This window comes from Burkholderia sp. SRS-25, assembly GCF_004343765.1.
Lineage (GTDB): Bacteria > Pseudomonadota > Gammaproteobacteria > Burkholderiales > Burkholderiaceae > Burkholderia > Burkholderia contaminans.
Genome location: NZ_PTXM01000024.1, coordinates 53,329 through 76,323, shown reverse-complemented (window position 1 = coordinate 76,323; position 22,995 = coordinate 53,329). Strand labels below are relative to the sequence as shown.

Annotated in this window: 21 protein-coding genes; 15 read left to right on the top strand and 6 right to left on the bottom strand. The window is 67.1% G+C overall.

What is annotated here, in order from left to right:
* Positions 1–12: 12 nt before the first annotated feature.
* Positions 13–1,689: a glycosyltransferase family 39 protein gene (locus C5O79_RS30500; protein WP_047850774.1), complete on the bottom strand. Its 1,677-nt coding sequence runs from the start codon at positions 1,687–1,689 to the stop codon at positions 13–15.
* A gap of 124 nt (positions 1,690–1,813) precedes the next feature.
* Complete coding sequence (locus C5O79_RS30495) at positions 1,814–2,188, bottom strand: Mth938-like domain-containing protein (protein WP_012328660.1); 375 nt, start codon at positions 2,186–2,188, stop codon at positions 1,814–1,816.
* 316 nt (positions 2,189–2,504) lie between these two features.
* Between C5O79_RS30495 and C5O79_RS30490 the strand changes: the two genes are divergently transcribed.
* The 6 genes from C5O79_RS30490 to C5O79_RS30465 all read left to right on the top strand — a co-directional run bounded on the left by C5O79_RS30490 (position 2,505) and on the right by C5O79_RS30465 (position 8,844).
* The gene (locus C5O79_RS30490; RefSeq protein WP_046545879.1) at positions 2,505–3,743 is read left to right on the top strand and encodes a pyridoxal phosphate-dependent aminotransferase; all 1,239 of its coding nucleotides are present in this window, start codon (positions 2,505–2,507) and stop codon (positions 3,741–3,743) included.
* Positions 3,744–3,796: 53 nt separating this feature from the next.
* The gene (locus tag C5O79_RS30485; protein WP_046545878.1) at positions 3,797–5,125 is read left to right on the top strand and encodes a homoserine dehydrogenase; all 1,329 of its coding nucleotides are present in this window, start codon (positions 3,797–3,799) and stop codon (positions 5,123–5,125) included.
* Between the two features lie 12 nt (positions 5,126–5,137).
* Positions 5,138–6,589, top strand: coding sequence for a threonine synthase (gene thrC / locus C5O79_RS30480; RefSeq protein WP_047850776.1), 1,452 nt, complete (start codon positions 5,138–5,140; stop codon positions 6,587–6,589).
* Positions 6,590–6,832: 243 nt separating this feature from the next.
* Entirely contained in the window at positions 6,833–8,080 is a 1,248-nt protein-coding gene (gene glp, locus C5O79_RS30475; protein ID WP_122474013.1) for a gephyrin-like molybdotransferase Glp, read from the top strand.
* Positions 8,081–8,099: 19 nt separating this feature from the next.
* Positions 8,100–8,357 carry a molybdopterin converting factor subunit 1 gene (gene moaD / locus C5O79_RS30470; protein ID WP_046545875.1) on the top strand — a complete coding sequence of 86 codons (258 nt, stop codon included), beginning with the start codon at positions 8,100–8,102 and terminating at the stop codon, positions 8,355–8,357.
* 10 nt (positions 8,358–8,367) lie between these two features.
* The gene (locus C5O79_RS30465) at positions 8,368–8,844 is read left to right on the top strand and encodes a molybdenum cofactor biosynthesis protein MoaE (RefSeq protein ID WP_046545874.1); all 477 of its coding nucleotides are present in this window, start codon (positions 8,368–8,370) and stop codon (positions 8,842–8,844) included.
* Between the two features lie 68 nt (positions 8,845–8,912).
* Here C5O79_RS30465 and C5O79_RS30460 read toward each other — a convergent pair whose 3' ends face one another.
* Positions 8,913–9,473, bottom strand: coding sequence for a group III truncated hemoglobin (locus C5O79_RS30460; protein WP_046545873.1), 561 nt, complete (start codon positions 9,471–9,473; stop codon positions 8,913–8,915).
* 248 nt (positions 9,474–9,721) lie between these two features.
* Between C5O79_RS30460 and C5O79_RS30455 the strand changes: the two genes are divergently transcribed.
* On the top strand, positions 9,722–10,237 hold the full coding sequence (locus C5O79_RS30455) for an Rrf2 family transcriptional regulator (RefSeq protein ID WP_122474012.1): 516 nt from the start codon (positions 9,722–9,724) through the stop codon (positions 10,235–10,237).
* 157 nt (positions 10,238–10,394) lie between these two features.
* Positions 10,395–12,992 carry an ATP-dependent chaperone ClpB gene (clpB, locus tag C5O79_RS30450; RefSeq protein WP_122474011.1) on the top strand — a complete coding sequence of 866 codons (2,598 nt, stop codon included), beginning with the start codon at positions 10,395–10,397 and terminating at the stop codon, positions 12,990–12,992.
* A 103-nt stretch (positions 12,993–13,095) separates the two neighbouring features.
* On the opposite strand, the gene C5O79_RS30445 is transcribed toward clpB, so the two are convergent.
* Both C5O79_RS30445 and C5O79_RS30440 read right to left on the bottom strand, forming a co-directional pair.
* Complete coding sequence (locus C5O79_RS30445; protein WP_046545870.1) at positions 13,096–13,533, bottom strand: YidB family protein; 438 nt, start codon at positions 13,531–13,533, stop codon at positions 13,096–13,098.
* Between the two features lie 88 nt (positions 13,534–13,621).
* A complete protein-coding gene (locus C5O79_RS30440; RefSeq protein WP_122474010.1) occupies positions 13,622–14,221 on the bottom strand; it encodes a helix-hairpin-helix domain-containing protein in 600 nt (199 codons plus the stop codon).
* Positions 14,222–14,507: 286 nt separating this feature from the next.
* Here C5O79_RS30440 and C5O79_RS30435 point away from each other — a divergent pair, with 286 nt between their 5' ends.
* Both C5O79_RS30435 and C5O79_RS30430 read left to right on the top strand, forming a co-directional pair.
* Entirely contained in the window at positions 14,508–14,975 is a 468-nt protein-coding gene (locus tag C5O79_RS30435) for a MerR family transcriptional regulator (protein ID WP_039366933.1), read from the top strand.
* A complete protein-coding gene (locus C5O79_RS30430) occupies positions 14,959–15,393 on the top strand; it encodes a carboxymuconolactone decarboxylase family protein (RefSeq protein WP_122474009.1) in 435 nt (144 codons plus the stop codon). Before C5O79_RS30435 ends, C5O79_RS30430 begins: the two co-directional genes overlap by 17 nt.
* 19 nt (positions 15,394–15,412) lie before the next feature.
* On the opposite strand, the gene C5O79_RS30425 is transcribed toward C5O79_RS30430, so the two are convergent.
* Positions 15,413–17,329, bottom strand: coding sequence for a sigma-54-dependent Fis family transcriptional regulator (locus tag C5O79_RS30425; protein WP_122474008.1), 1,917 nt, complete (start codon positions 17,327–17,329; stop codon positions 15,413–15,415).
* A gap of 529 nt (positions 17,330–17,858) precedes the next feature.
* Here C5O79_RS30425 and C5O79_RS30420 point away from each other — a divergent pair.
* From C5O79_RS30420 to C5O79_RS30400, 5 genes are all read left to right on the top strand, one after another.
* Entirely contained in the window at positions 17,859–18,917 is a 1,059-nt protein-coding gene (locus tag C5O79_RS30420; protein WP_122474007.1) for an NAD(+)/NADH kinase, read from the top strand.
* A gap of 59 nt (positions 18,918–18,976) precedes the next feature.
* Positions 18,977–19,753, top strand: a complete 777-nt coding sequence (locus tag C5O79_RS30415) for an SDR family NAD(P)-dependent oxidoreductase (RefSeq protein WP_046545866.1) — start codon at positions 18,977–18,979, stop codon at positions 19,751–19,753.
* A gap of 78 nt (positions 19,754–19,831) precedes the next feature.
* The gene (locus C5O79_RS30410; protein WP_039366918.1) at positions 19,832–20,815 is read left to right on the top strand and encodes a thiamine pyrophosphate-dependent dehydrogenase E1 component subunit alpha; all 984 of its coding nucleotides are present in this window, start codon (positions 19,832–19,834) and stop codon (positions 20,813–20,815) included.
* A 54-nt stretch (positions 20,816–20,869) separates the two neighbouring features.
* Positions 20,870–21,874, top strand: a complete 1,005-nt coding sequence (locus tag C5O79_RS30405; RefSeq protein ID WP_039366915.1) for an alpha-ketoacid dehydrogenase subunit beta — start codon at positions 20,870–20,872, stop codon at positions 21,872–21,874.
* A 4-nt stretch (positions 21,875–21,878) separates the two neighbouring features.
* Positions 21,879–22,994 (top strand): acetoin dehydrogenase dihydrolipoyllysine-residue acetyltransferase subunit, encoded by a 1,116-nt coding sequence (locus C5O79_RS30400; RefSeq protein WP_122474006.1) that lies wholly within the window; start codon positions 21,879–21,881, stop codon positions 22,992–22,994.
* Position 22,995 lies beyond the last annotated feature (1 nt).

Genomic DNA, 22,995 nt, shown 5'->3' with positions numbered 1-22,995 from the left:
CAGCGGGCGTCCTTACGATTGCGGTTTCTCGACGATCACGCGGCGGTTGTCGCGTGCAATCACGCGCATCGGCACGCCTTGCTTGACCAGGGTGTCGTACTGTCCGGGCGGCATGATCGCGAGCGCATGGGTTTCCTGCTTCCAGCGCGCGATCCACTCGTCGACGGTCGGAATCCACTTGTTCGGCTCCATCGAGATCCCGAACGCGAGCTCGTCCTGGCGCTGGACCATGATCGTCGTGTGGCCCATATAGAACGGGAACGTGTGATCGAGCATCTCGATCGAGTAGAACGGCGTGTCGGCCGGCAGTTTCGCCAGTTCGGCGCGCACGGTCGGCGCGAGGAGCGCGCCCGAGCTGTAGCGGCCGAATTCGTCGTGACCGGTGCCGCCGATCGTGCCGAACGCGAGCCAGGCGGCGCCGAATGCGGCGAGCGCGGCAGCCACGCCCGTGCGGCGGTTCAGCCATGCGGCCGCGAGCGTCAGCACGGCTGCGACCGCGAGGCCCGCGTACAGCCACATCTGGAACGCGCGGTACAGCGCGTTCGGCGTGCGTGCGTCGCCCTGGTACGCAAGGAAGATGATCCCGAACGCCGCGACGACGAGGAACACGAGATAGCCGAGCAGGTGGCGGCGGAACCGGTCGGCGCTCATCAGCGGCAGGTACGCGCCGATGATCAGCGCGAGCGCCGGCGCGACCGGCAGCACGTACGAGATCAGCTTGGAATGCGACGCGCTGAAGAACAGGAAGATGAATGCGCTCCAGATCAGCAGCACGAGCATCGGCGAGAAGCCGTTCGGCTGACGCGGCATCCGCAGCGCATGGCGAATGCTCTGCCACGCGACCGACAGCCACGGCAGGAAGCCGACCAGCAGCACGGGCACGAAGTAGTAGAGCGGGCCAGGGCGGTTCTGTTCCGGGGTCAGGTACCGGCGGAACTGCTGGACAATGAAGAAGAAGTTGAAGAACTCGGGGTTGCGCTGCTGGACGAGCACGAACCACGGGGTGACGATCGCGAAGAAGATCACGAGGCCGCTCACCAGGTACAGGCGCTTCCACAGCGCCCAGTCGCGCGCGATCAGTGTGTAGAGCACGAGCACGGCGCCGGGCAGGATCAGGCCGACGAGGCCCTTCGACAGAACCGCGAACGCCATCGCGGCCCAGCATGCCCACATCCAGCCACGCGCCGCGGCCGGGCGCAGCCCGGGCCGCTGCGCGAGCAGCAGCGAGCACAGCGACAGCGACATCCAGAACGCGAGCCCCATGTCGAGCGCGTTGAAGTGGCCCATCAGGTTCCAGTATGGCGACGACGCGAGCACGACGGCGGCGAGGAAGCCCGACAGCGGGTTGAACAGGCGCGCGCCGGTGTAGCCGACCAGCAGGATGCCCGCGAAGCTCGCGACGGCCGTATAGAGGCGCGCCTGCCATTCGCCGATGCCGAACCACGCGAACGTGAGCGCGTTCAGCCAGGTCTGTAGCGGCGGCTTCTCGAAATACTTGTAGCCGTTGTAGCGCGGCGTGATCCAGTCGCCGGTGACGAACATCTCACGCGCCATTTCCGCGTAGCGGCCCTCGTCGCTCGGGATCAGGTGGCGCAGCCCGAGCGGCGCGAACCAGACGATCGCGAGTGCGACGAAGAGGAGGACGAGCGTGATGCGATTGAGCGGTAGCCTCGACGGCGTATCGTTCATGGATTTTCAGCCTGTTGGTTATTGTGACGGGCCGCCGGCGGGTTGCGCCGGGGGCGGGCGGCCTGGCCGGGTCGATCCGGGGGATCGACCCGCTGCGCCGGCCCGAGTTTTACCGCATCGGGGATTAACGTTCAATTAAGAGCGCGGCGGCGACTTTGCGGCCCTCGGCCATCAGGATGTTGTAGGTGCGGCAGGCGGCCTGGAAATCCATCGTCTCGACGCCGATCCGCTTCGCCGTGAGCGCCGCGACGAGCCGCGGGTGCGGGAAGCGCAGCCGCGCGCCGCTGCCGAAGATCACGAGTTCGGGTGTCGGGTCGAGCAGCATCGCGAAATGCTCGGGCGCGAGCGCGTCGAACGACGACACGGGCCATGCCTGGACCGGCGCGCCGGGCAGCACGATGACGCTCGTTTCATGGCGTTCGAGATTGACGTCGACATAATCGGGGCCGTAGCCGGTGACGGTGTTGAGCGCGCCGCTCGTATCCTGGTGCAGTTTCAAATCGGTATTCCGCGGTTTCCGTAGGGGAATGTATCGCAGGGCCACACGGGCCCGGATGGCCGGTTTCGCTTGCCCGAGCACGCGGGCCGCCTGAAGGCGCGGGCCCGGCGCGGCTATGGTGCATTGCGAAAGTCAGCCAAAATCCGCTAAATTATAACTTTTTGGTCGCCCCCGGGCGCCAATTGCGTCGCGCGTCGCCACAAGCCGCGCCCGACCGCCCGCTTTTTCCCCAGTCTAGACAGCGCGCACAGACCGGCCGCTTTCCAGTTTTGATCCCGTCCCCCGGCCGCAAGGCCAACCCAGGAACCGTGTCGTCGTGAAACCGATTCAGAAGTCGAACAAGCTGCTCAACGTCTGCTACGACATCCGTGGCCCGGTGCTCGAGCACGCGAAGCGCCTCGAGGAAGAAGGCCACCGCATCATCAAGCTGAATATCGGCAACCTCGCGCCGTTCGGTTTCGACGCGCCGGACGAGATCATCCAGGACATGATCCGCAACCTGCCGACATCGTCCGGCTATTCGGATTCGAAGGGTGTGTTCTCGGCGCGCAAGGCCGTGATGCACTACACGCAGGAAAAGGGCGTCGTGGGTGTCGGGCTCGACGACATCTACATCGGCAACGGCGCATCCGAGCTGATCGTGATGGCGACCCAGGCGCTCCTGAACGACGGCGACGAAGTGCTGCTGCCCGCGCCCGACTACCCGCTGTGGACGGCGGCGGTCAGCCTGTCGGGCGGCACGCCGGTGCATTACATCTGCGACGAACAGAACGCGTGGATGCCCGATCTCGACGACATCCGCCGCAAGATCACGCCGAACACGAAGGCGATCGTCGTGATCAACCCGAACAACCCGACGGGTGCGCTTTATTCGGACGAATTGCTGCTCGAGCTGCTCGAGATCGCGCGCCAGCACGGGCTGATCGTGTTCGCCGACGAGGTGTACGACAAGATCGTCTACGACGGCCTCGAGCACACGGCGCTGGGTTCGCTGTCGGAGGACGTGATCACCGTCACGTTCAACAGCCTGTCGAAGAGCTATCGCTCGTGCGGCTACCGCGCGGGCTGGATGGCCGTGTCGGGCCTCGGCGGCGACAACCGCCGGCACGCGAAGGATTATCTCGAAGGGCTCGGCATCCTGTCGTCGATGCGCCTGTGCGCGAACGTGCCCGGGCAGTTCGCGATCCAGACGGCGCTCGGCGGCTACCAGAGCATCAACGAGCTGATCGTGCCGAGCGGGCGCCTGTACAAGCAGCGCGAACTCGCGTACGACATGCTCACGTCGATCCCGGGCGTGACCTGCGTGAAGCCGCAGGCCGCGCTGTACATGTTCCCGCGCCTCGACCCGAAGCTTTATCCGATCCAGAACGACCAGCAGTTCATTCTCGACCTGCTGCTCGAGGAGCGCGTATTGCTCGTGCAGGGCACAGGCTTCAACTGGACGACGCCGGACCACTTCCGCGTGGTCTTCCTGCCGAACCTCGACGACCTGACCGATTCGATCAACCGGATCGCACGCTTCCTCGACGGCTACCGCAAGCGCCATTCGGCCTGAGCGGCACGGCCACCCGGCACTCACTCATTCTTACTCATTCGATCACACGCAGCATGGAACCGATCAAAGTTGGCCTGTTGGGCTTCGGCACGGTGGGCAGCGGCACCTTCACGGTGCTGGGCCGCAACCAGGAAGAAATCAAGCGACGCGCGGGGCGCGGCATCGAGGTGACGCGCATTGCGGTGCGCAACCCGGCCAAGGCGCTGGCAGCGCTCGGCGGCGACGCCGGCGCCGCGCAGATCACCGACGATTTCAATTCGGTCGTCGATGATCCGTCGATCGCGATCATCGCCGAGATGATCGGCGGCACGGGCATCGCGCGCGAGCTCGTGCTGCGCGCGATCGCGAACGGCAAGCACGTCGTGACGGCCAACAAGGCGCTGCTCGCGGTGCACGGCACCGAGATCTTCGAGGCCGCGCGCGCGAAGGGCGTGATGGTCGCGTTCGAGGCGGCCGTCGCCGGCGGCATCCCGATCATCAAGGCCCTGCGCGAAGGCCTGACCGCGAACCGCATCCAGTACATCGCGGGCATCATCAACGGCACGACCAACTACATCCTGTCGGAAATGCGCGATCGCGGGCTCGACTTCGCGACCGCGCTGAAGGCCGCGCAGGAGCTCGGCTACGCGGAAGCCGATCCGACCTTCGACATCGAAGGCGTCGATGCCGCGCACAAGGCGACGATCATGAGTGCGATCGCGTTCGGCGTGCCGGTGCAGTTCGAGCGTGCGTACGTCGAAGGCATCAGCAAGCTCGACGCGACCGACATCCGCTACGCGGAAGAGCTCGGCTACCGGATCAAGCTGCTCGGCATCACGCGCCGCGCCGAAAACGGCATCGAGCTGCGCGTGCACCCGACGCTGATCCCGGAAAAGCGCCTGCTCGCGAACGTCGAAGGCGCGATGAACGCGGTCGTCGTGCACGGCGACGCGGTCGGCACGACGCTGTACTACGGCAAGGGCGCGGGCGCGGAGCCGACCGCATCGGCCGTGGTCGCGGATCTCGTCGACGTCACGCGCCTGCACACGGCTGACCCGGAGCATCGCGTGCCGCATCTCGCGTTCCAGCCGGACAGCCTGTCGAACACGCCGATCTTGCCGATCGAGGAAGTGACGAGCGGCTATTACCTGCGCCTGCGCGTTGCCGACCAGACCGGCGTGCTCGCCGCCATCACGCGCATCCTCGCCGAATCGGGCATCTCGATCGACGCGTTGCTGCAGAAGGAGTCGGAGCAGGTCGACGGTGCGAACGGCGAAACCGACATCATCCTGATCACGCACGAAACGGTCGAGAAGAACGTCAATGCGGCGATCGCGCAAATCGAGAGCCTCGCGACGGTCGTGTCGAAGGTGACGAAGCTGCGCATGGAAGCGCTGAACTGAGCTGAGGACGACATGAACTACATCTCCACGCGCGGCGCCGGCATCGGCGAGCGCCACACGTTCTCCGACATCCTGCTCGGCGGTCTCGCGAAGGACGGCGGGCTCTACCTGCCGGCGGAATATCCGAAGGTGTCCGCCGACGAGCTCGCGCGCTGGCGCGCGCTGCCGTACGCGGATCTCGCGTTCGAGATCCTGTCGAAGTTCTGCGACGACGTGCCGGCCGACGACCTGCGCGCGCTCACGCGCCGAACCTACACGGCCGACGTGTACCGCAACACGCGCCATGGCGAGAACGCGTCCGACATCACGCCGCTGAAGACGCTCGGCACCGAGAACGGCGCGCCGATCTCGCTGCTCGAACTGTCGAACGGCCCGACGCTCGCGTTCAAGGACATGGCGATGCAGTTGCTCGGCAACCTGTTCGAGTACACGCTCGCGAAGCACGGGCAGACGCTGAACATTCTCGGTGCGACGTCCGGCGACACGGGCAGTGCAGCCGAGTACGCAATGCGCGGCAAGGCCGGCGTGCGCGTGTTCATGCTGTCGCCGCACAAGAAGATGAGTGCGTTCCAGACGGCGCAGATGTTCAGCCTGCAGGATCCGAACATCTTCAACCTCGCGGTCGAAGGCGTGTTCGACGATTGCCAGGACATCGTGAAGGCCGTATCGAACGATCACGCGTTCAAGGCGCAGCAGAAGATCGGCACGGTCAACTCGATCAACTGGGCACGCGTCGTCGCGCAGGTCGTGTACTACTTCAAGGGTTACTTCGCGGCCACCCGGTCGAATGACGAGCGCGTGTCGTTCACGGTGCCGTCGGGCAACTTCGGCAATGTCTGCGCGGGTCACATCGCGCGGATGATGGGGCTGCCGATCGCGAAGCTCGTGGTCGCGACCAACGAGAACGACGTGCTCGACGAGTTCTTCCGCACGGGCGCGTATCGCGTGCGCAGTGCAGAGAACACCTATCACACCAGCAGCCCGAGCATGGACATCTCGAAGGCGTCGAACTTCGAGCGCTTCGTGTTCGATCTGCTCGGCCGCGATCCGGCGCGCGTGATGCAGCTGTTCCGCGACGTCGAGGAGAAGGGCGGTTTCGATCTCGCGGCAAGCGGCGATTTCGCGCGCGTCGCCGAGTTCGGTTTCGTGTCGGGCCGCAGCAGCCACACGGACCGCATCGCGACGATCCGCGACGTGTTCTCGCGCTACGACACGATGATCGATACGCACACGGCCGACGGCGTGAAGGTCGCGCGTGAGCATCTCGACGCGGGCGTGCCGATGGTCGTGCTCGAGACGGCGCAGCCGATCAAGTTCGGCGAGACGATTCGCGAAGCACTCGATCGCGAAGCCGAGCGTCCGGCCGCATTCGACGGGCTCGAGGCGCTGCCGCAGCGCTTCGAAGTCGTGAAGGCCGATGCGCAGCAGGTGAAGGACTTCATCGCCGCCCATACGGGTGCATGACGCATGGCCGGGCCGCGGGCCCGGCTGCGCAGGACGGCCGGAACGCCGATTCGTCGAACGGATCGGGATTCCGGCCGTTTCGTTTGGCAGCCGCCAAGCGGCGGTCGTCGCAATTCGTACGAAACAAGTGTCAGACCGGTGCGTTCGTGCCGATCACAGTTTCCGCATGTCGGCCATATCGCGCGCCTGCGCGACGGCGTCGCTACAATGATGTATTGAATCCAACGATCCCCGATTCCATCGATGTCGAACCCGAATCCCGCGGCGCCGCGTGCGCCGATGCTGTCGACCGCCGAGGCGCTCGCCGCGCTGCTCGATGCCGCGAAGCCGTTGCCCGGCGCCGAAACCGTCGCCACGCTCGACGCGCTCGGCCGCGTGCTGGCGGCCGACGTGAGTTCGCCGCTCGACGTGCCGCCGATGCATACGAGCGCGATGGACGGCTATGCGGTGCGCGTCGCCGACCTGCTGCATGGCGAGCGGCGCCTGCCGGTTTCGCAGCGCATTCCGGCCGGTCATCCGGCCGCGCCGCTCGCAGTCGGCACGGCCGCGCGGATCTTCACCGGCGCGACGGTGCCGCCCGGTGCCGACGCCGTCGTGATGCAGGAACAGACGTCGGCGGACGGCGATGCGGTCGAGATCCTGCACACGCCGAAGGCCGGTGAATGGATCACCGCGCAGGGCGCGGATATCCGGCAGGGCTCGGTGATCCTGCCGGCCGGCACGCGGCTCACGCCGCAGGCGCTCGGTCTGGCCGCGTCTGTCGGCTGCGCGCAACTGCCGGTTGCGCGGCGGATTCGCGTCGCGGTTTTCTTCACCGGCGATGAACTGACGATGCCGGGTGAGCCGCTGAAACCCGGCGCGATCTACAACTCGAACCGGTTCACGCTGCGCGGGCTGCTGGAGCGGCTCGGCTGCCACGTGACCGACTACGGGATCGTGCCCGATTCGCTCGCCGCGACCCGCGACACGCTGCGCGCGGCCGCGCGCGATCACGACGTGATCCTGACGAGCGGCGGCGTGTCGGTCGGTGACGAGGACCACGTGAAGCCGGCCGTCGAGGCCGAAGGGCGGCTCTCGCTTTGGCAGATCGCGATGAAGCCCGGCAAGCCGCTTGCGTACGGCGCGGTGCGCCGCGGCGACGATCGCCCCGACGCGCACTTCATCGGGCTACCCGGCAACCCGGTGTCGAGCTTCGTCACGTTCCTGCTGTTCGTGCGGCCGTTCCTGCTGCGCCTGTCCGGCGTGCGCGACGTCTCGCCGCGCGCGCTGTCGCTGCGCGCCGACTTTTCGCAAAACAAGGGCGACCGGCGCAACGAATTCCTGCGTGCGCGCGTCAACGCGGCCGGCGGCCTCGATCTGTTCCCGAACCAGAGCTCGGCGGTGCTGACGTCGACGGTGTGGGGCGACGGCCTCATCGACAACCCGCCGCAGCACGCGATCAGCGCTGGCGAGACCGTGCGTTTCATTCCGTTTTCCGAACTGCTGTCGTAACGCGACGGCTTCCCGAACCATGAAGATTCAACTGAAATTTTTTGCAAGCGTGCGCGAGGCCCTGGGTGTCGCCGACGAGCAGGCCGACGTGCCGGACAGCGTCACGACCGTGGGCGACGTGCGCGCGTGGCTGCGCGTGCGCGGCGGGGCGTGGGCCGAGACGCTCGCCGAAGGGCGCGCACTGCGCATGGCGTGCAACCACGAGATGACCGATTCCGACACGCGGCTCACCGAAGGCTGCGAAGTCGCGTTCTTTCCGCCGGTCACGGGCGGTTGAGGCGCTGGCGATGGCAACGGTACGAATCCAGACCGACGACTTCGACCTGAACGTCGAGGTCGCGGCATTGCGCGCACGCAACCCGAAGATCGGCGCGGTCGCGTGCTTCGTCGGCACGGTGCGCGACTTGAACGAAGGTGATTCGGTTGCCGCGATGGCGCTCGAGCACTATCCGGGAATGACCGAGAAGGCGCTCGAGAAGATTGCCGCCGAGGCCGGCCGGCGCTGGCCGGGCATCGACGTCGCGATCGTGCATCGCGTCGGCACGCTCCTGCCGCTCGACCAGATCGTGATGGTCGCAACGGTTGCGTCGCACCGCGGCGATGCGTTCGCGTCGTGCGAGTTCGTGATGGACTACCTGAAGACCGAAGCGCCGTTCTGGAAGAAGGAAACCACGCCGGACGGCGAGCGCTGGGTCGACGCGCGCAGCGCCGACGATGCCGCGCTCGCGCGCTGGGGGATCGAATCGGGCAATACGCGGCGCTGAGCGCGGCGTCCGGATAGCATGCGGCGCGATGCCGCATGCGCACGAGCGTCGCGCGTGCCGGCTGCCCGTTACGCGTCCGGATCGCTGCTGCGCCCGATGATCTTCGTCGGAAACGGCTCGCCGCGAGCGCGCGACGGCAACGCGTGCGGATCGTCGCCTGCATCGCGACGGCGCGGCGCGATCGCGTCGAGCAGCGCCTGCTGCTCGGGCGGAATCTGATAGTCCCAGCCAAACCGGCTCAACTGGAGGCTCTGCGCGATCCGCAGCGCCGGCTCCATGAAGCGGATCGCCGCAGGCGGCGCGTAGCGCGCCTCGACGGTCTTCAGGAAGAGCGACAGCCAGCGGCTGAAATGGGCCGGCTCGATCCCGTCGAGCGGCTGGTGCGCCTGCTGCACGTTGCCGCGATAGCCCTTGGTGCCGAGCACGAGGCTGGACCAGAACGTGACCATCTTCGGCAGATGGTCGTCCCAGCGGCCGGCCAGCTTTGCGTCGAACACCGGCCCGAGCAGCGGATCGGCGCGCACGCGGTCGTAGAACGCGTAGACGAGATCGCGAATGTTCTCTTGGGTCGGCTCGGTGTCGCGAGGGCGGGCCGGTGCGGTATCGGGCGAGGCGGGCAGGACGGTCATGGCAAAAAGGGCCGGCAGAAATAGGCAACGACAGGGGCGGCGCGGGCATCGAGTAGGACGCCGGTCGATTTTTGACGCAAAATAGCGTCCAACACCCCTGAAAAACGTGTAAGTGTCACGCATCTTATTGCGCGCGCGCCATCGCGGCAAGCCGGGGCCGCGGAACAGGGCCGTCGCCGGCCCCGCGCGCATCCCGATCGGCCCGGCTCGCGTAATCGGGGCACGATCGATTTTTTCCGTATTCGCCCATGAGACTCACCGACTACACCGACTATTCGCTGCGCGTAATGCTGTACCTTGCCGTGCGCGGCGAGGGGCTCGCTACGATCCAGGAGATCTCGGACGCCTACGGCATCTCGAAGAACCATCTGATGAAAGTCGTGCAGCAGCTCGGCGAGCTGGGGTGGGTCGACACCGTCCGCGGCCGCAATGGCGGGCTGCGGCTGTTCCCCGAATCGCTGCAACTGACCGTCGGCCAGGTCGTGCGTGCGACCGAGAGCGACTTCGCGCTGGTCGGCTGCTTCTCGGCCGACGCCGAATCGCGCGGCTGCGTGATCGAGCCGCATTGCCGACTGAAGGGCGTGCTGGCGGCCGCGCGCGATGCATTCTTCGCCGAACTCGACCGTCACACGCTCGGCGAACTGGTCGAACCCGCTTCGCCGCTCGCCGCGTTGCTCGGCATCCACCCGGTCGTGCGCCTGCGCGCCGAGCCTTCGCCGGAAGACGCACCTGCGTCCGTCGAGCCGCCGTCGACGGCCGGCTGAGACGCGCTCGCCGCGCTTCTCGATCCGGCCGTGGTCCGTCCCGGGCCCGCATCAAGGATATCCGTCTATTTTTGCGCTGAATCAACCCGAATTTCGCTTGAAAGCCGCATAACCATCCTCATCTTGGTGTTAATCGAAAATTGGAGGTCTCGACTAAATGAGAATCGACAAGCTCACCACCAAGTTCCAGGAAGCACTCGCGGACGCGCAAAGCCTCGCGGCAGGCCGCGACAATCAATACATCGAACCCGTCCACGTTCTCGCGGCGCTGGTCGCGCAGCAGGACGGTTCCGCGCGCTCGCTGATGTCGCGCGCGGGTGTTCACATTCAGGCGCTGCAAGGCGCGCTGAACGAGGCCATTTCGCGCCTGCCGCAAGTGACGGGCACGGGCGGCGACATCCAGATCGGCCGTGAACTGGCCGGGCTGCTGAACCAGGCCGACAAGGAAGCGCAGAAGCTCAACGACACGTTCATCGCGAGCGAGATGTTCCTGCTCGCCGTGTCCGACGACAAGGGCGACGCCGGCAAGCTCGCACGCCAGCACGGCCTCACGCGCAAGGCGCTCGAAGCCGCGATCGCCGCGGTGCGAGGCGGCTCGCAGGTGCACAGCCAGGACGCGGAAAGCCAGCGCGAGGCGCTGAAGAAATACACGGTCGACCTGACCGAGCGGGCCCGTGCGGGCAAGCTCGACCCGGTGATCGGCCGCGACGACGAAATCCGCCGTTCGATCCAGATCCTGCAGCGCCGCACCAAGAACAACCCGGTGCTGATCGGCGAGCCGGGCGTCGGCAAGACCGCGATCGTCGAAGGGCTCGCACAGCGGATCGTCAACGGCGAAGTGCCCGAGACGCTGAAGGGCAAGCGCGTGCTGTCGCTCGACATGGCTGCGCTGCTCGCCGGCGCGAAATATCGCGGCGAATTCGAGGAGCGCCTGAAGGCGGTGCTCAACGACATCGCGAAGGACGAAGGCCAGACGATCGTCTTCATCGACGAAATCCACACGATGGTCGGCGCGGGCAAGGCCGAAGGTGCGATGGATGCGGGCAACATGCTGAAGCCGGCGCTGTCGCGCGGCGAGTTGCACTGCATCGGCGCGACCACGCTCGACGAATACCGCAAGTACATCGAGAAGGATGCCGCGCTCGAGCGCCGCTTCCAGAAGGTGCTCGTCGACGAGCCGAGCGTCGAGGCGACGATCGCGATCCTGCGCGGGCTGCAGGAGAAGTACGAACTGCACCACGGCGTCGACATCACCGACCCGGCGATCGTCGCCGCGGCCGAGCTGTCGCACCGCTACATCACCGATCGCTTCCTGCCGGACAAGGCCATCGACCTGATCGACGAAGCCGCTTCGAAGATCAAGATGGAAATCGATTCGAAGCCCGAAGAGATGGACAAGCTCGACCGTCGCCTGATCCAGCTGAAGATCGAGCGCGAAGCCGTGAAGAAGGAGCAGGACGAAGCGTCGCAGAAGCGCCTGCAGCTGATCGAGGAAGAGATCGAGCGTCTCGGCCGCGAATATGCGGACCTCGAGGAAATCTGGACCGCCGAGAAGGCCGCGGTGCAGGGCAGCGCGCAGTTGAAGGAAGAGATCGAGAAGGTGCGTGCGGACATCGCGCGGCTGCAGCGTGACGGCAAGCTGGAGAAGGTTGCCGAGCTGCAGTACGGCAAGCTGCCGCAGCTCGAGGCGCAACTGAAGCAGGTCACGCAGGCCGAAGAGCAGGAGCAGCACAACCCGACGCGTCCGCGCCTGCTGCGCACGCAGGTCGGCGCCGAGGAAATCGCGGAAGTCGTATCGCGTTCGACCGGTATTCCGGTGTCGCGGATGATGCAGGGCGAACGCGAGAAGCTGTTGCACATCGAGGAAAAGCTGCATGAGCGCGTGGTCGGCCAGCACGAGGCGATCAGCGCGGTGGCCGATGCGATCCGCCGTTCGCGCGCGGGTCTCGCCGATCCGAACCGTCCGTACGGCTCGTTCCTGTTCCTCGGGCCGACGGGTGTCGGCAAGACCGAGCTGTGCAAGGCGCTGGCGTCGTTCCTGTTCGACTCGGAAGAGCACCTGATCCGTATCGACATGAGCGAGTTCATGGAGAAGCACAGCGTCGCGCGGCTGATCGGCGCGCCGCCGGGCTATGTCGGCTACGAGGAGGGCGGCTACCTGACGGAAGCCGTGCGTCGCAAGCCGTACAGCGTGATCCTGCTCGACGAGATCGAGAAGGCGCATCCGGATGTGTTCAACGTGCTGCTGCAGGTGCTCGACGATGGCCGCATGACGGACGGGCAGGGTCGCACGGTCGACTTCAAGAACACGGTGATCGTGATGACGTCGAACCTCGGCTCGCAGGTGATCCAGGCGATGACGGGTTCGCCGCAGGAAGAGATCAAGGACGCCGTGTGGCTCGAGGTGAAGCAGCATTTCCGCCCCGAGTTCTTGAACCGGATCGACGACGTCGTCGTGTTCCATGCGCTCGACCGCAGCAACATCGAGTCGATTGCGAAGATCCAGCTCGCACGCCTGCACGACCGGCTCGCGAAGCTCGACATGGCGCTCGAAGTGTCGGAAGCGGCGCTCGAACAGATCGGCAAGGTCGGCTACGATCCGCTGTTCGGTGCACGTCCGCTGAAGCGCGCGATCCAGCAGGAGATCGAGAACCCGGTCGCGAAGCTCATCCTGGCGGGCCGCTTCGGCCCGAAGGACGTGATTCCGGTCGACGTCCAGGATGGCAAGTTCGTGTTCGACCGCGTCGTTCACTGATCGCAGGCCTCCGGCCGCCGCCCGGTTTGCGCCGGGCGCGCAAAAACAAACACCCCGCCTCGGCGGGGTGTTTGCTTATGGAGCGTCGCAACGACGCAGCGCGTCAGCCCTGCTTGCTGCCGCCGAACATGCCGGCGATCTGCGACAGCGAGCCGAGCACGTTCGATGGGTCGACCTGTGCCTGGCCATCGGCCGGCACCGCGCCGTCCGGCGTCGCGTGGTTGACGACGTGCGGCAGCACTTGCGCGAGGACGGTCGAGGCCATCGACGGATCGACACCGAACTTGCTCGCAAGCGCACCGATCGCATCCGAGCCCAGCACGTTCTGCAGTGTGTCCGGCGAGATCGGCTGGTTCTGGCCGGTGCCGACCCACGAGCCGATGATATCGCCCGCGCCGCCGGCCTTGAACTTCTCGATCAGGCCATTCAGGCCGCCCGGCTGGTTGTTGATGAATTCGAGCGCGGTCGTGATCAGCGCGCTTTGCGAGTTGCCGCCGGCCTGGCCGCCGAGCAGACCGCCAACGATGTCGAGGAGACCCATGGTTCTTCACCTTTACCGATAAGGGCGCCACGCCGTGGGCGCCCGTTGAACGAATGCCGCGCGCACGCCGTCGCGCGCGCGGCGCACATCAGGCGCCCGACGCCGCGGCGGCGGAGGCTGCCTTGTCCTTCTTGCTTTTCTTCTTCGAACCCTTCGTCGCTTTTGCCGACGAGGCCGCGGCCGGTGCGCTCGCACCCGCATCGGCGGATGCCGCCACCGCTGCGGCCGCTTTTTCCTTCTTCGTCGTGCGCTTGGCCTTGGCCGGCTTCGCCGCCGTATCCGGCGCGCTTGCCGCCGGTGCCGGTGCGGCGGCCGTCGTGCCGGCCGTCGCGGTCGTGGACGTCGACGCCGTGCCGGCCGACGTCGTTGCCGAGGTCGTCGCGGCCGGCTTCGACAGCTTCACGCCCTTCGGTGGCGTCGACGAGCCGCCGATCGTCAGGCCGTTTTCCTCGAGATGCCCGACCGACTTCGTGCCGAGGCCCTTGACGCGATTCGCGAGATCGTCCGCGTCCTTGAACGGGCCGTTCTTGGTACGTTCGTCGATGATCGCCTTCGACTTCACGGGCCCGAGACCCTTCACGGATTCGAGCGCGGCCTGGTCAGCCGTGTTGACTTCGACGGCTGCGGCAAGCCCTGCGGCGAGCGACAGCGATAGCGCGACGAACAGCATCAGCAGCTTTTTCAGCATGGCAAAGGCTCCCTGGTTCTGACGGATGAATGGCTGTTGCGACGGACGGCTGGGCGACGCCCGACCGGGCGTCGCCGTTAAGCATAGGACAAATGCGTGCCCTTTTTAAGACAGGCTGACCGAATCTTGCTGAAGGCTTGCGACGCTGTAAAGACCGAAACCTTCGCCGGGCGGTGGTTTTGACCATTCTTTACGGTGTCGCCGGGGCGTCGCTGACGATCGCCGCACTGGCTGTTCGACAGGGCTTGACTTAGAGTGAACTCTAACTCCTAACCTTGTTCCTGCCATGTCGAAAACCGTGACCCAACCTTCCTCCGCCTCTGCCGGCCCGCTGACGATCGGCCAGGTCGCCGAAATGACCGGCCTGTCGACGCATACGCTGCGGTACTACGAGCAGGCCGGCCTGCTGCGCGCGATTTCGCGCACGGCGGCCGGGCACCGGCTTTATGCACCGGCCGACCTTGACTGGCTGGCCTTCGTGATGCGGCTGAAGGCGACCGGCATGCCGATCGCGCAGATGCAGGCGTTCGCGGCGCTGCGCGCGCAAGGCGAGTCGACCTTCGGTGCGCGGCGCAGCCTGCTCGTCGCACATCACGACGCAGTGCGCGCGCATATCGCGGAGCTGCAGGCGAGCCTCGATGTGATCAGCGACAAGATCGTGAACTATGAGGCACAGGAGCGGGATATGGCTCGACGGGCAAGACCTTCTCACTCTCTATCGGAACAGGACGGACACAATGGAACGACTCGTTGAAGACCGCTACACGCGCGGCTGGAACAAACTGAAGGAAATCGACGGCGAAGTGGGCGAGCGCGTGATCGCGGCGCTCGCGCCGATCGCGCCGGATTTCGGGCGGCTCCTGGTCGAGTTCAGTTTCGGCGACATCTACAGCCGGCCGCAGCTCGACCTGAAAGCGCGAGAAATCGCGACGATCGCGGCGCTGGCCGCGCTCGGCAATGCGCAACCGCAGTTGAAGGTGCATATCGAGGCCGCGCTGAACGTCGGCTGCACGCGCGACGAGATCGTCGAGGTGTTCATGCAGATGGCCGTGTACGCGGGGATGCCGGCCGCGCTCAACGCGCTGTTCGCCGCGCACGAAGTGTTCACGCGGCGCGACGAAGCGGCCGGCAACGCGGCAGACGTGAGCGAAGCGGCCGGGCAGCCCGCATGAAGAAGCGCGCGCCGGTGTATCACGCGCGGTGCGGCGCGACGATCCGGTGCTTCGCGATGCGCCGGTACAGCGTCGCACGCGAGATGCCGAGTGCATGCGCGGCCGCGTCGGGCCGCCAGCGATGCGCGGTGAGCGCCGCGACGATGCGGCCGCGTTCGTCGTCGGGCAGCGTGCCGGGCGACGTGCCGCCAAGCTGCGTGGCGATATCGGCCGGTAGATCTCGCCGTGTCACGCGCGCAGCGTCGCACACCGCGCACGCATAGCGCAGCACGTTGCGCAATTGCCGCACGTTGCCGGGCCACGGATACGCGGCGAGCTGTTCGGCGAGCGTCGCATCGAGCGTCAGCACGTGGCCCGTGGCGTGCGCTTCCTCGGCGAATACGGCGGCGATCACGTCGCGCACGTCGGCACGCCCGCGCAGCGGCGGCAGTTCGAACGTCGCGCCGCTCAGCCGGTAGTACAGATCCTCGCGGAACGTGCCGTCGGCCACCATGCGCGCGAGATCGCGGTGCGTCGCGCAGATCACGTCGAGATCGACGCGTACGGGTGTATCGCTGCCGAGCGGCACGACTTCGCCATCGGCGAGCACGCGCAACAGGCGCGTCTGCAGCGCGAGCGGCATGTCGCCGATTTCATCGAGGAACAGCGTGCCGCCGTCGGCGAGCGCGATCTTGCCGCGCGCGCCGTGCTTGCGTGCGCCGGTGAACGCGCCGGCCGCATAGCCGAACAGTTCGCTCTCGATCAGCGCTTCCGGCAGCGCGCCGCAGTTGACCGCGACGAACGGCCGCGTACGCCGCGCGCCGGCATCGTGGATCGCGCGCGCGAATACTTCCTTCCCCGCACCGGTTTCGCCGAGCACGAGAATCGGCAGCCGCTTGCTCGCGACACGCAGCGCGAGTTCAGCCTGTTGCGCGATATGCGCATCGCTGCTTTGCAGAAACGGCGTCAGCGCGCCGACGTGGCGTTGCGCGCTTCCCGGGCGGCGCGAGGCCGTTCCGGGCTCGCGGCCAGTGCGCCGTAGCGGCGCACGCAGCCGCGCATAGAGCGGCGCGCCGGTCGCGCGCAGCCGCAGCGCGACGATCGCATCGAGCCGCGCGGCATCGCGCAGCGGCATTTCGGTCGCATCGAAGATCTCGTCGATATGGCGCGGTTCGCGCAGTGCCGGCAGTGCGTCGCGCGCCTGCCGGTTTGCCGCGACGATGTTGCCGCATTCGTCGAACGCGATCAGCCACTCGGGTTGCGCTTCGACGTAGTGACGATTCGGATGACCAAACAGGATCCAGTGCTGCGCGGTGCTGTGCACGAAGTAGCCGTCCTCGATCAGCGCCGCGCTCTGCCGCACGAGCTGATAGACGAGACGCTGGCTGTCGCGGCCGTCGGGCGAATGAACGGCCGACGCGTCGAGCACGCCGATCAGCTCGCCAGCCGGCGAGAAGATCGGTGCCGCGCTGCAGGTGAGCGTCGTGAACGCCGCACGAAAATGATCGGTCTTGTGCACGGTGATCGGCGCGAGATCGGTCAATACGTTCGCGACGCCACAGGTGCCTTCCTCGCTTTCCGACCAGCACGAGCCGATGTGCAGCCCCGCGTGGCGGAAGTCGTTGCGGCGCTCGCGGTCGATCCGGTAGTCGATCGTCACGCCGTGCGCGTCGGTCAGCATCACGCAGTAGTCCGCGACGCGGATCATGTCGTGCAGCCGCGTCAGGCACTGGCCCGACGCGCGCAGGAAGGCCTCCTCCTTGTCGCGTACTTCGCGGAGCTCGGCCGCGGTCAGCACGCGCGGGCCGATCGATGAAGCGGGGTCGAGCCTGTAACGCTCGAGGGACCGCTGCCACGAGGACACGAGGCGCGTGGAGTCGGCCGGCGCGGGCAGGCGTCCGGCGAGCGCGCCCAGCACTCGGTCGGCATGCTGGGCCTGGGGGACTGCGTAGGGCATGGTCGGCTCCGGTTCCGTACGGCGGGGATGCGATGTCCTTGTAGCACATCCCGTTCGACGGATCACATTGCATCGCAGCACGCGGCGGGCCTGAGACGTTCGTCTCACGGTATCGCGGGCTGTCTCGTGTCGTTGAGACGTGTGCGTGTGCGACAGGTGGAGATCGTCCGGCATGAAGCGGCCTGCGCGGCGCCGCGATAGGGCGGGGTTTGCAGGCAGGGCGGTGCGCTTGCAGCAGCGTCACGGTGGCCGTTTCGTCGTATCGGCGCTGTGAGACGAGCGGGCCGAATGGCCGCGCGCTTCGTCCTTCCGGCGACGAATCCGAAACACCGGCATCCCCGCCGCGTCAGCAATCACAAGGGTTTCACGTTCATCGCAAGCATGGTGGCACGCCGCTTGCAGAGATCACGGGCAAGTCGGCGCGGTTGCGTCGACGACGATCCGCCGCCCGGCGATGGCAGCGGACGAGACAGGCAGGGCCTCGGCACGCCAACGCGCCGCGGCCGGCCAACTGGATGGAGACGAACCCGTGACGATGCCCGTTACCGTCGGCGTGATCGCGAACCCCGCATCGGGGCGCGATATCCGCCGCCTCACGACGCATGCCTCCGTGTTTCCGACGGCGGAGAAGGCGAACATGATCGTGCGCCTGCTGGCCGGCCTCGGCGCGATGGGCGTCGAGCGCGTGCTGACGCTGCGCGACCGGACGGGCATCGCGACGCTGCTGCTGCGTGCGCTCGATACGCACCGTGCGGTCGCGCCGCACGAGCGCTGGCCCGAGGTCGAGTTCGTCGACCTGCCGATCACCGACACCGTCGCTGATACCCAGGCCGGCGCCGCGTACCTGCACCGGATGGAAGTCGCGCTGATCGTCGTGCTCGGCGGCGACGGCACCCATCGCGCGGTTGCCGCGCACTGCGGCGCGACGCCGCTCGTCGCGCTGTCCACCGGCACCAACAACGCATTTCCCGAACATCGAGAAGCCACCGTGGCCGGCGTCGCGGCAGGCCTCGCCGCGACCGGCGCCGTGCCGGCCGAAGTCGCGTTCACGCGCAACAAGCGGCTCGTCGTGCGCTGCGTGGCGGGCGCGCAGCCGGGGCGTGAGGAGATCGCGCTCGTCGATGTGTGCGCTGCGCGGCAGCGCTTCATCGGCGCCCGCGCGATCTCGGGGTCCGACGACATCGATTCGCTCTACCTGACGTTTGCGGAGCCTGACGGGATCGGCCTGTCCGCGCTCGGCGGCGCGTGGGCGCCGCTCGAACGCAGTGCGCCGCACGGGCTCGCGATGCGCTTCGCGGCCGATGGCGAGACAGCTGGCACGCCGCTCGTCGCGCCGATCGCGCCGGGCCGCGTCGATCGCGTCGTGATGCGCAGTTGCGAGCGGCTCGAGCCCGGTGCGTGGCAGACGATTCCGTTCGAGCACGGCACGCTCGCGTTCGACGGCGAGCGCGAGATCGAGGTCGCGCGCGGCGATCGCTACGAGATCTCGCTCGACTGGCGTGGGCCGCTGACGGTCGACGTCGGCCGCACGCTGCGTTACGCGTCGTCACGTCAGCTGCTGCGCGATGCCGGCGACTGGCGCTATTGACGCCCCGTTTTACCGCGTGACATTTCGACATCCATAACGATCGACAAGGAGACATCGCCATGACAGCCCCACTCGAAGGACAGGTCGCCATCGTCACGGGCGGCGCGCGCGGCATCGGCCGCGGCATTGCCCTGACGCTTGCCGGCGCGGGCGCCGACATCCTGCTGGCCGACCTGCTCGACGACGCACTCGACGCCACCGCGAGCGAGGTACGCGCGCTCGGCCGCCGGGCGGCGGTTGCGAAGGTCGACGTCACGCAGGCCGCGCAGGTCGACGCGATGGTTGCGCAGGCGCTCGCCGACCTTGGCCGGCTCGACATCCTCGTGAACTGCGCGGGCGTGATCAGCATTCATCCGGTTGGCGAACTGACCGAGCGCGACTGGGATTTCGTGATGGACGTGAACGCGAAGGGCACGTTCCTCGGGTGCCGCGCGGCGCTCGCGCCGCTGAAGGCGCAGGGCCGCGGCCGGATCATCAACGTCGCGTCGATCGCCGGCAAGGAAGGCTTTCCGAATCTCGCGCACTACAGCGCGTCGAAATTCGCGGTCGTCGGCTTCACGAACGCGCTCGCGAAGGAGGTCGCGCGTGACGGCGTGACCGTCAACGCGATCTGCCCCGGCATCGTGCGGACCTACATGTGGGACCGGCTGTCCGACGAATGGAAGACCGACGGCGAATCGGTCGAGGCGTCGTGGCAGCGGCACCAGTTGACGCTGATTCCGCAGGGCCGCGCGCAGACGCCGGAGGACATGGGCCGGCTCGCGCTGTTCTTCGCGACGATGGACAACGTGACGGGCCAGGCCGTGAACGTCGACGGCGGCTTCACGTTCCACTGACGGCCGCGGGCCGTGAAATCCGTCGCCACGGCCCCGGCCGCGGCGGCATTCGCAGTCAGACCTACTCAGGAGACACACATGACCGCTTCGACACAGCTCAGCAGGGACACGCTGCTGGACGCCTACCGGCTGATGCGCACGATCCGCGAATTCGAGGAGCGCCTGCACGTCGAATTCGCGACCGGCGAGATCCCCGGCTTCGTTCACCTGTATGCGGGCGAGGAGGCGTCCGCGGTCGGCACCATACTGCACCTCGGCCTCGACGACTACGTCGCGACCACGCACCGCGGCCATGGCCATTGCATCGCGAAGGGAGTCGACGTGCACGGAATGATGGCCGAGATCTACGGCAAGAAGACGGGCGTCTGCCACGGCAAAGGCGGCTCGATGCACATCGCCGACCTGGCGATGGGGATGCTCGGCGCAAACGGGATCGTCGGCGCGGGCGGCCCGCTCGTCTGCGGTGCGGCGCTCGCGGCGAAGCACAGGAAGACCGGCGGCGTCGGCGTGTGCTTCTTCGGCGACGGCGCATCGAACCAGGGCGTGATCTTCGAATCGATGAACCTCGCGTCGGTGTGGCGGCTGCCCGCGATCTTCGTGGCCGAGAACAACGGCTATGCGGAAGCGACGTCGTCGAGCTGGTCGGTCGCGACCGACAACATCGCCGATCGCGCGAACGGGTTCGGGATGCCGGGCGTGATCGTCGACGGCTTCGACTTCTTCGCGGTGCACGAAGCGCTCGGCGAGGCCGTCGAGCGTGCGCGCAACGGTGGCGGGCCGACGCTCGTCGAGGTGAAGTTCACGCGCTATTTCGGCCACTTCGAAGGCGATGCGCAAACCTATCGCGCACCCGGCGAAGTGCAGAAGCTGCGCGACGAAAAGGACTGCCTGAAGCATTTCGAAACGCGCGTCGTGCGGGCCGAAGCGCTGACGACCGCCGACCTGCGCGCGGTCGATGCCCAGGTGAAGGCGCTGATCGACGATGCGGTCGCGCAGGCCAAGGCCGCGCCGGTACCCGACGCGGCCGACCTGCTGACCGACGTCTACGTGTCGTACCCGTGAGCGCCGCCTGACACCGCGGCCGACACGGCGAACCGAACATTCCAGGAGACAGACATGGCAAGGAAGATCACTTATTCGCAGGCGATCAACGAAGCGCTCGCGCAGGAAATGGCGCGCGACGACAGCGTGATCGTGATGGGCGAGGACAATGCAGGCGGCGCGGGCGCGCCGGGCGAGGACGACGCGTGGGGCGGCGTGCTCGGCGTGACGAAAGGGTTGTTCCACAAGTTTCCGGGCCGCGTGCTCGATACGCCGTTGTCCGAAGGGGGCTACATCGGCGCGGCGGTCGGCGCTGCCGCGTGCGGGATGCGGCCCGTCGCGGAGCTGATGTTCATCGATTTCATGGGCGTGTGCTTCGACCAGATCTTCAACCAGGCCGCCAAGTTCCGCTACATGTTCGGCGGCAAGGCCGTGACGCCGGTCGTGATCCGCGCGATGTACGGCGCCGGCCTTCGCGCGGCCGCGCAGCATTCGCAGATGCTCACGTCGCTGTTCACGCACATTCCGGGGCTGAAGGTCGTGTGCCCGTCGACGCCGTACGACGCGAAGGGGCTGCTGATCCAGGCGATCCGCGACAACGATCCCGTGATCTTCCTCGAACACAAGCTGCTCTATACCCGCGAAGGCGATGTGCCGGAGGAGTCCTATGCGATTCCGTTCGGCGAAGCGAGCGTGATGCGCGACGGCGACGACGCGACGATCGTCACGTACGGCCGGATGGTACATCTCGCGATGGACGCGGCCGCGAAGCTCGCGAAGGACGGCATCCAGGTCGACGTGATCGACCTGCGCACGACGTCGCCGCTCGACGAGGACACGATCCTCGAAAGCGCGGAGCGCACCGGGCGCGTGGTGGTCGTCGACGAGGCGAACCCGCGCTGTTCGATCGCGACCGATATTGCCGCGCTCGTTGCGCAGCGCGCGTTCCATGCATTGAAGGCGCCGATCGAACTCGTGACCGCGCCGCATACGCCCGCGCCGTTCGCAAGCGTGCTGGAAGACCTGTATATCCCGTCCGCCGATGCGATTGCGCAGGCGGTCCTGAAGACGAGGAGCTGACACGATGTCGATTCACATGATCACGATGCCCAAGTGGGGGCTGTCGATGGAGCAGGGGCAGGTCAACGGCTGGCTGAAGTCGCTCGGCGAACGCGTGACGAAGGGCGATGAAGTGCTCGACGTCGAGACCGACAAGATCTCGTCGGGCGTCGAATGCGCGTTCGACGGCACGCTGCGCCGGCAGGTCGCGCAGGAGGGCGAGACGCTGCCGGTCGGTGCGCTGCTCGGCGTCGTCGCCGCCGCTGACGCGAGCGATGCCGACATCGATGCGGCGATCGCCGATTTCCAGCGTGACTTCGTGCCGAGCGCGGCCTCCGACGAAGCAGCGGGCCCGCAGCCGGAAAAGGCGCAGATCGGCGGCCGGACGGTGCGCTTCCTGAAGCTCGGTGAAGGCGCGGGCACGCCCGCCGTGCTGATCCACGGCTTCGGCGGCGATCTCAACAACTGGCTGTTCAATCACGCGGATCTCGCCGCGCACCGGCCGGTGTGGGCGCTCGATTTGCCCGGTCATGGCGAGTCGGGCAAGGCGGTCGAGACGGGCAGCCTCGACGAACTGGCCGATGCGGTGCTTGCGCTGCTCGATGCGAAGGGCATCGACAAAGCTCACCTGATCGGCCATTCGATGGGCGGCGCAGTCGCGATGACGGCGGCCGAGCGCGCGCCGCAACGCATCGCATCGCTGACGCTGATCGCGAGCGCCGGGCTCGGCACCGACATCAACCGTACTTACATCGACGGCTTCGTCGCCGGCAACAGCCGCAACACACTGAAGCCGCACCTCGGCGCGCTGTTCGCGGACCACGCGCTGGTCACGCGGCAGCTCGTCGAGGATCTGGTCAAGTACAAGCGGCTCGAGGGCGTGCAGGCCGCGCTCGAGAAGATCGCGAATGCCGCGTTCGACGGCGCCGCGCAGCGGCGCGTGTTCCGCGACCGGCTCGCGATGCTTGCGCCGCGCACGCTCGTCATCTGGGGCGAGCGCGACCAGGTGATTCCGGCGCAGCACGCGCAGGGTTTGCCGGAAGGCGTGCGGGCCGAGGTGATCGCCGGCAGCGGGCACATGGTGCAGATGGAGGCGGCCGCCGACGTGAACCGCCTGATCGTCGCGTTTCTCGGAGGCTGAC

What these genes read in the sequence shown, in the direction of transcription:
- C5O79_RS30460 (WP_046545873.1), bottom strand. Translation starts at nt 9,473, where the DNA reads ATGACCGTCCTGCCCGCCTCGCCCGATACCGCACCGGCCCGCCCTCGC.
- C5O79_RS30435 (WP_039366933.1), top strand. Translation starts at nt 14,508, where the DNA reads ATGTCGAAAACCGTGACCCAACCTTCCTCCGCCTCTGCCGGCCCGCTG.
- glp (WP_122474013.1), top strand. Translation starts at nt 6,833, where the DNA reads ATGTCGAACCCGAATCCCGCGGCGCCGCGTGCGCCGATGCTGTCGACC.
- C5O79_RS30410 (WP_039366918.1), top strand. Translation starts at nt 19,832, where the DNA reads ATGACCGCTTCGACACAGCTCAGCAGGGACACGCTGCTGGACGCCTAC.
- C5O79_RS30445 (WP_046545870.1), bottom strand. Translation starts at nt 13,533, where the DNA reads ATGGGTCTCCTCGACATCGTTGGCGGTCTGCTCGGCGGCCAGGCCGGC.
- C5O79_RS30465 (WP_046545874.1), top strand. Translation starts at nt 8,368, where the DNA reads ATGGCAACGGTACGAATCCAGACCGACGACTTCGACCTGAACGTCGAG.
- C5O79_RS30425 (WP_122474008.1), bottom strand. Translation starts at nt 17,329, where the DNA reads ATGCCCTACGCAGTCCCCCAGGCCCAGCATGCCGACCGAGTGCTGGGC.
- thrC (WP_047850776.1), top strand. Translation starts at nt 5,138, where the DNA reads ATGAACTACATCTCCACGCGCGGCGCCGGCATCGGCGAGCGCCACACG.
- C5O79_RS30440 (WP_122474010.1), bottom strand. Translation starts at nt 14,221, where the DNA reads ATGCTGAAAAAGCTGCTGATGCTGTTCGTCGCGCTATCGCTGTCGCTC.
- moaD (WP_046545875.1), top strand. Translation starts at nt 8,100, where the DNA reads ATGAAGATTCAACTGAAATTTTTTGCAAGCGTGCGCGAGGCCCTGGGT.
- C5O79_RS30500 (WP_047850774.1), bottom strand. Translation starts at nt 1,689, where the DNA reads ATGAACGATACGCCGTCGAGGCTACCGCTCAATCGCATCACGCTCGTC.
- C5O79_RS30415 (WP_046545866.1), top strand. Translation starts at nt 18,977, where the DNA reads ATGACAGCCCCACTCGAAGGACAGGTCGCCATCGTCACGGGCGGCGCG.
- C5O79_RS30405 (WP_039366915.1), top strand. Translation starts at nt 20,870, where the DNA reads ATGGCAAGGAAGATCACTTATTCGCAGGCGATCAACGAAGCGCTCGCG.
- C5O79_RS30485 (WP_046545878.1), top strand. Translation starts at nt 3,797, where the DNA reads ATGGAACCGATCAAAGTTGGCCTGTTGGGCTTCGGCACGGTGGGCAGC.
- C5O79_RS30455 (WP_122474012.1), top strand. Translation starts at nt 9,722, where the DNA reads ATGAGACTCACCGACTACACCGACTATTCGCTGCGCGTAATGCTGTAC.
- clpB (WP_122474011.1), top strand. Translation starts at nt 10,395, where the DNA reads ATGAGAATCGACAAGCTCACCACCAAGTTCCAGGAAGCACTCGCGGAC.
- C5O79_RS30400 (WP_122474006.1), top strand. Translation starts at nt 21,879, where the DNA reads ATGTCGATTCACATGATCACGATGCCCAAGTGGGGGCTGTCGATGGAG.
- C5O79_RS30430 (WP_122474009.1), top strand. Translation starts at nt 14,959, where the DNA reads ATGGAACGACTCGTTGAAGACCGCTACACGCGCGGCTGGAACAAACTG.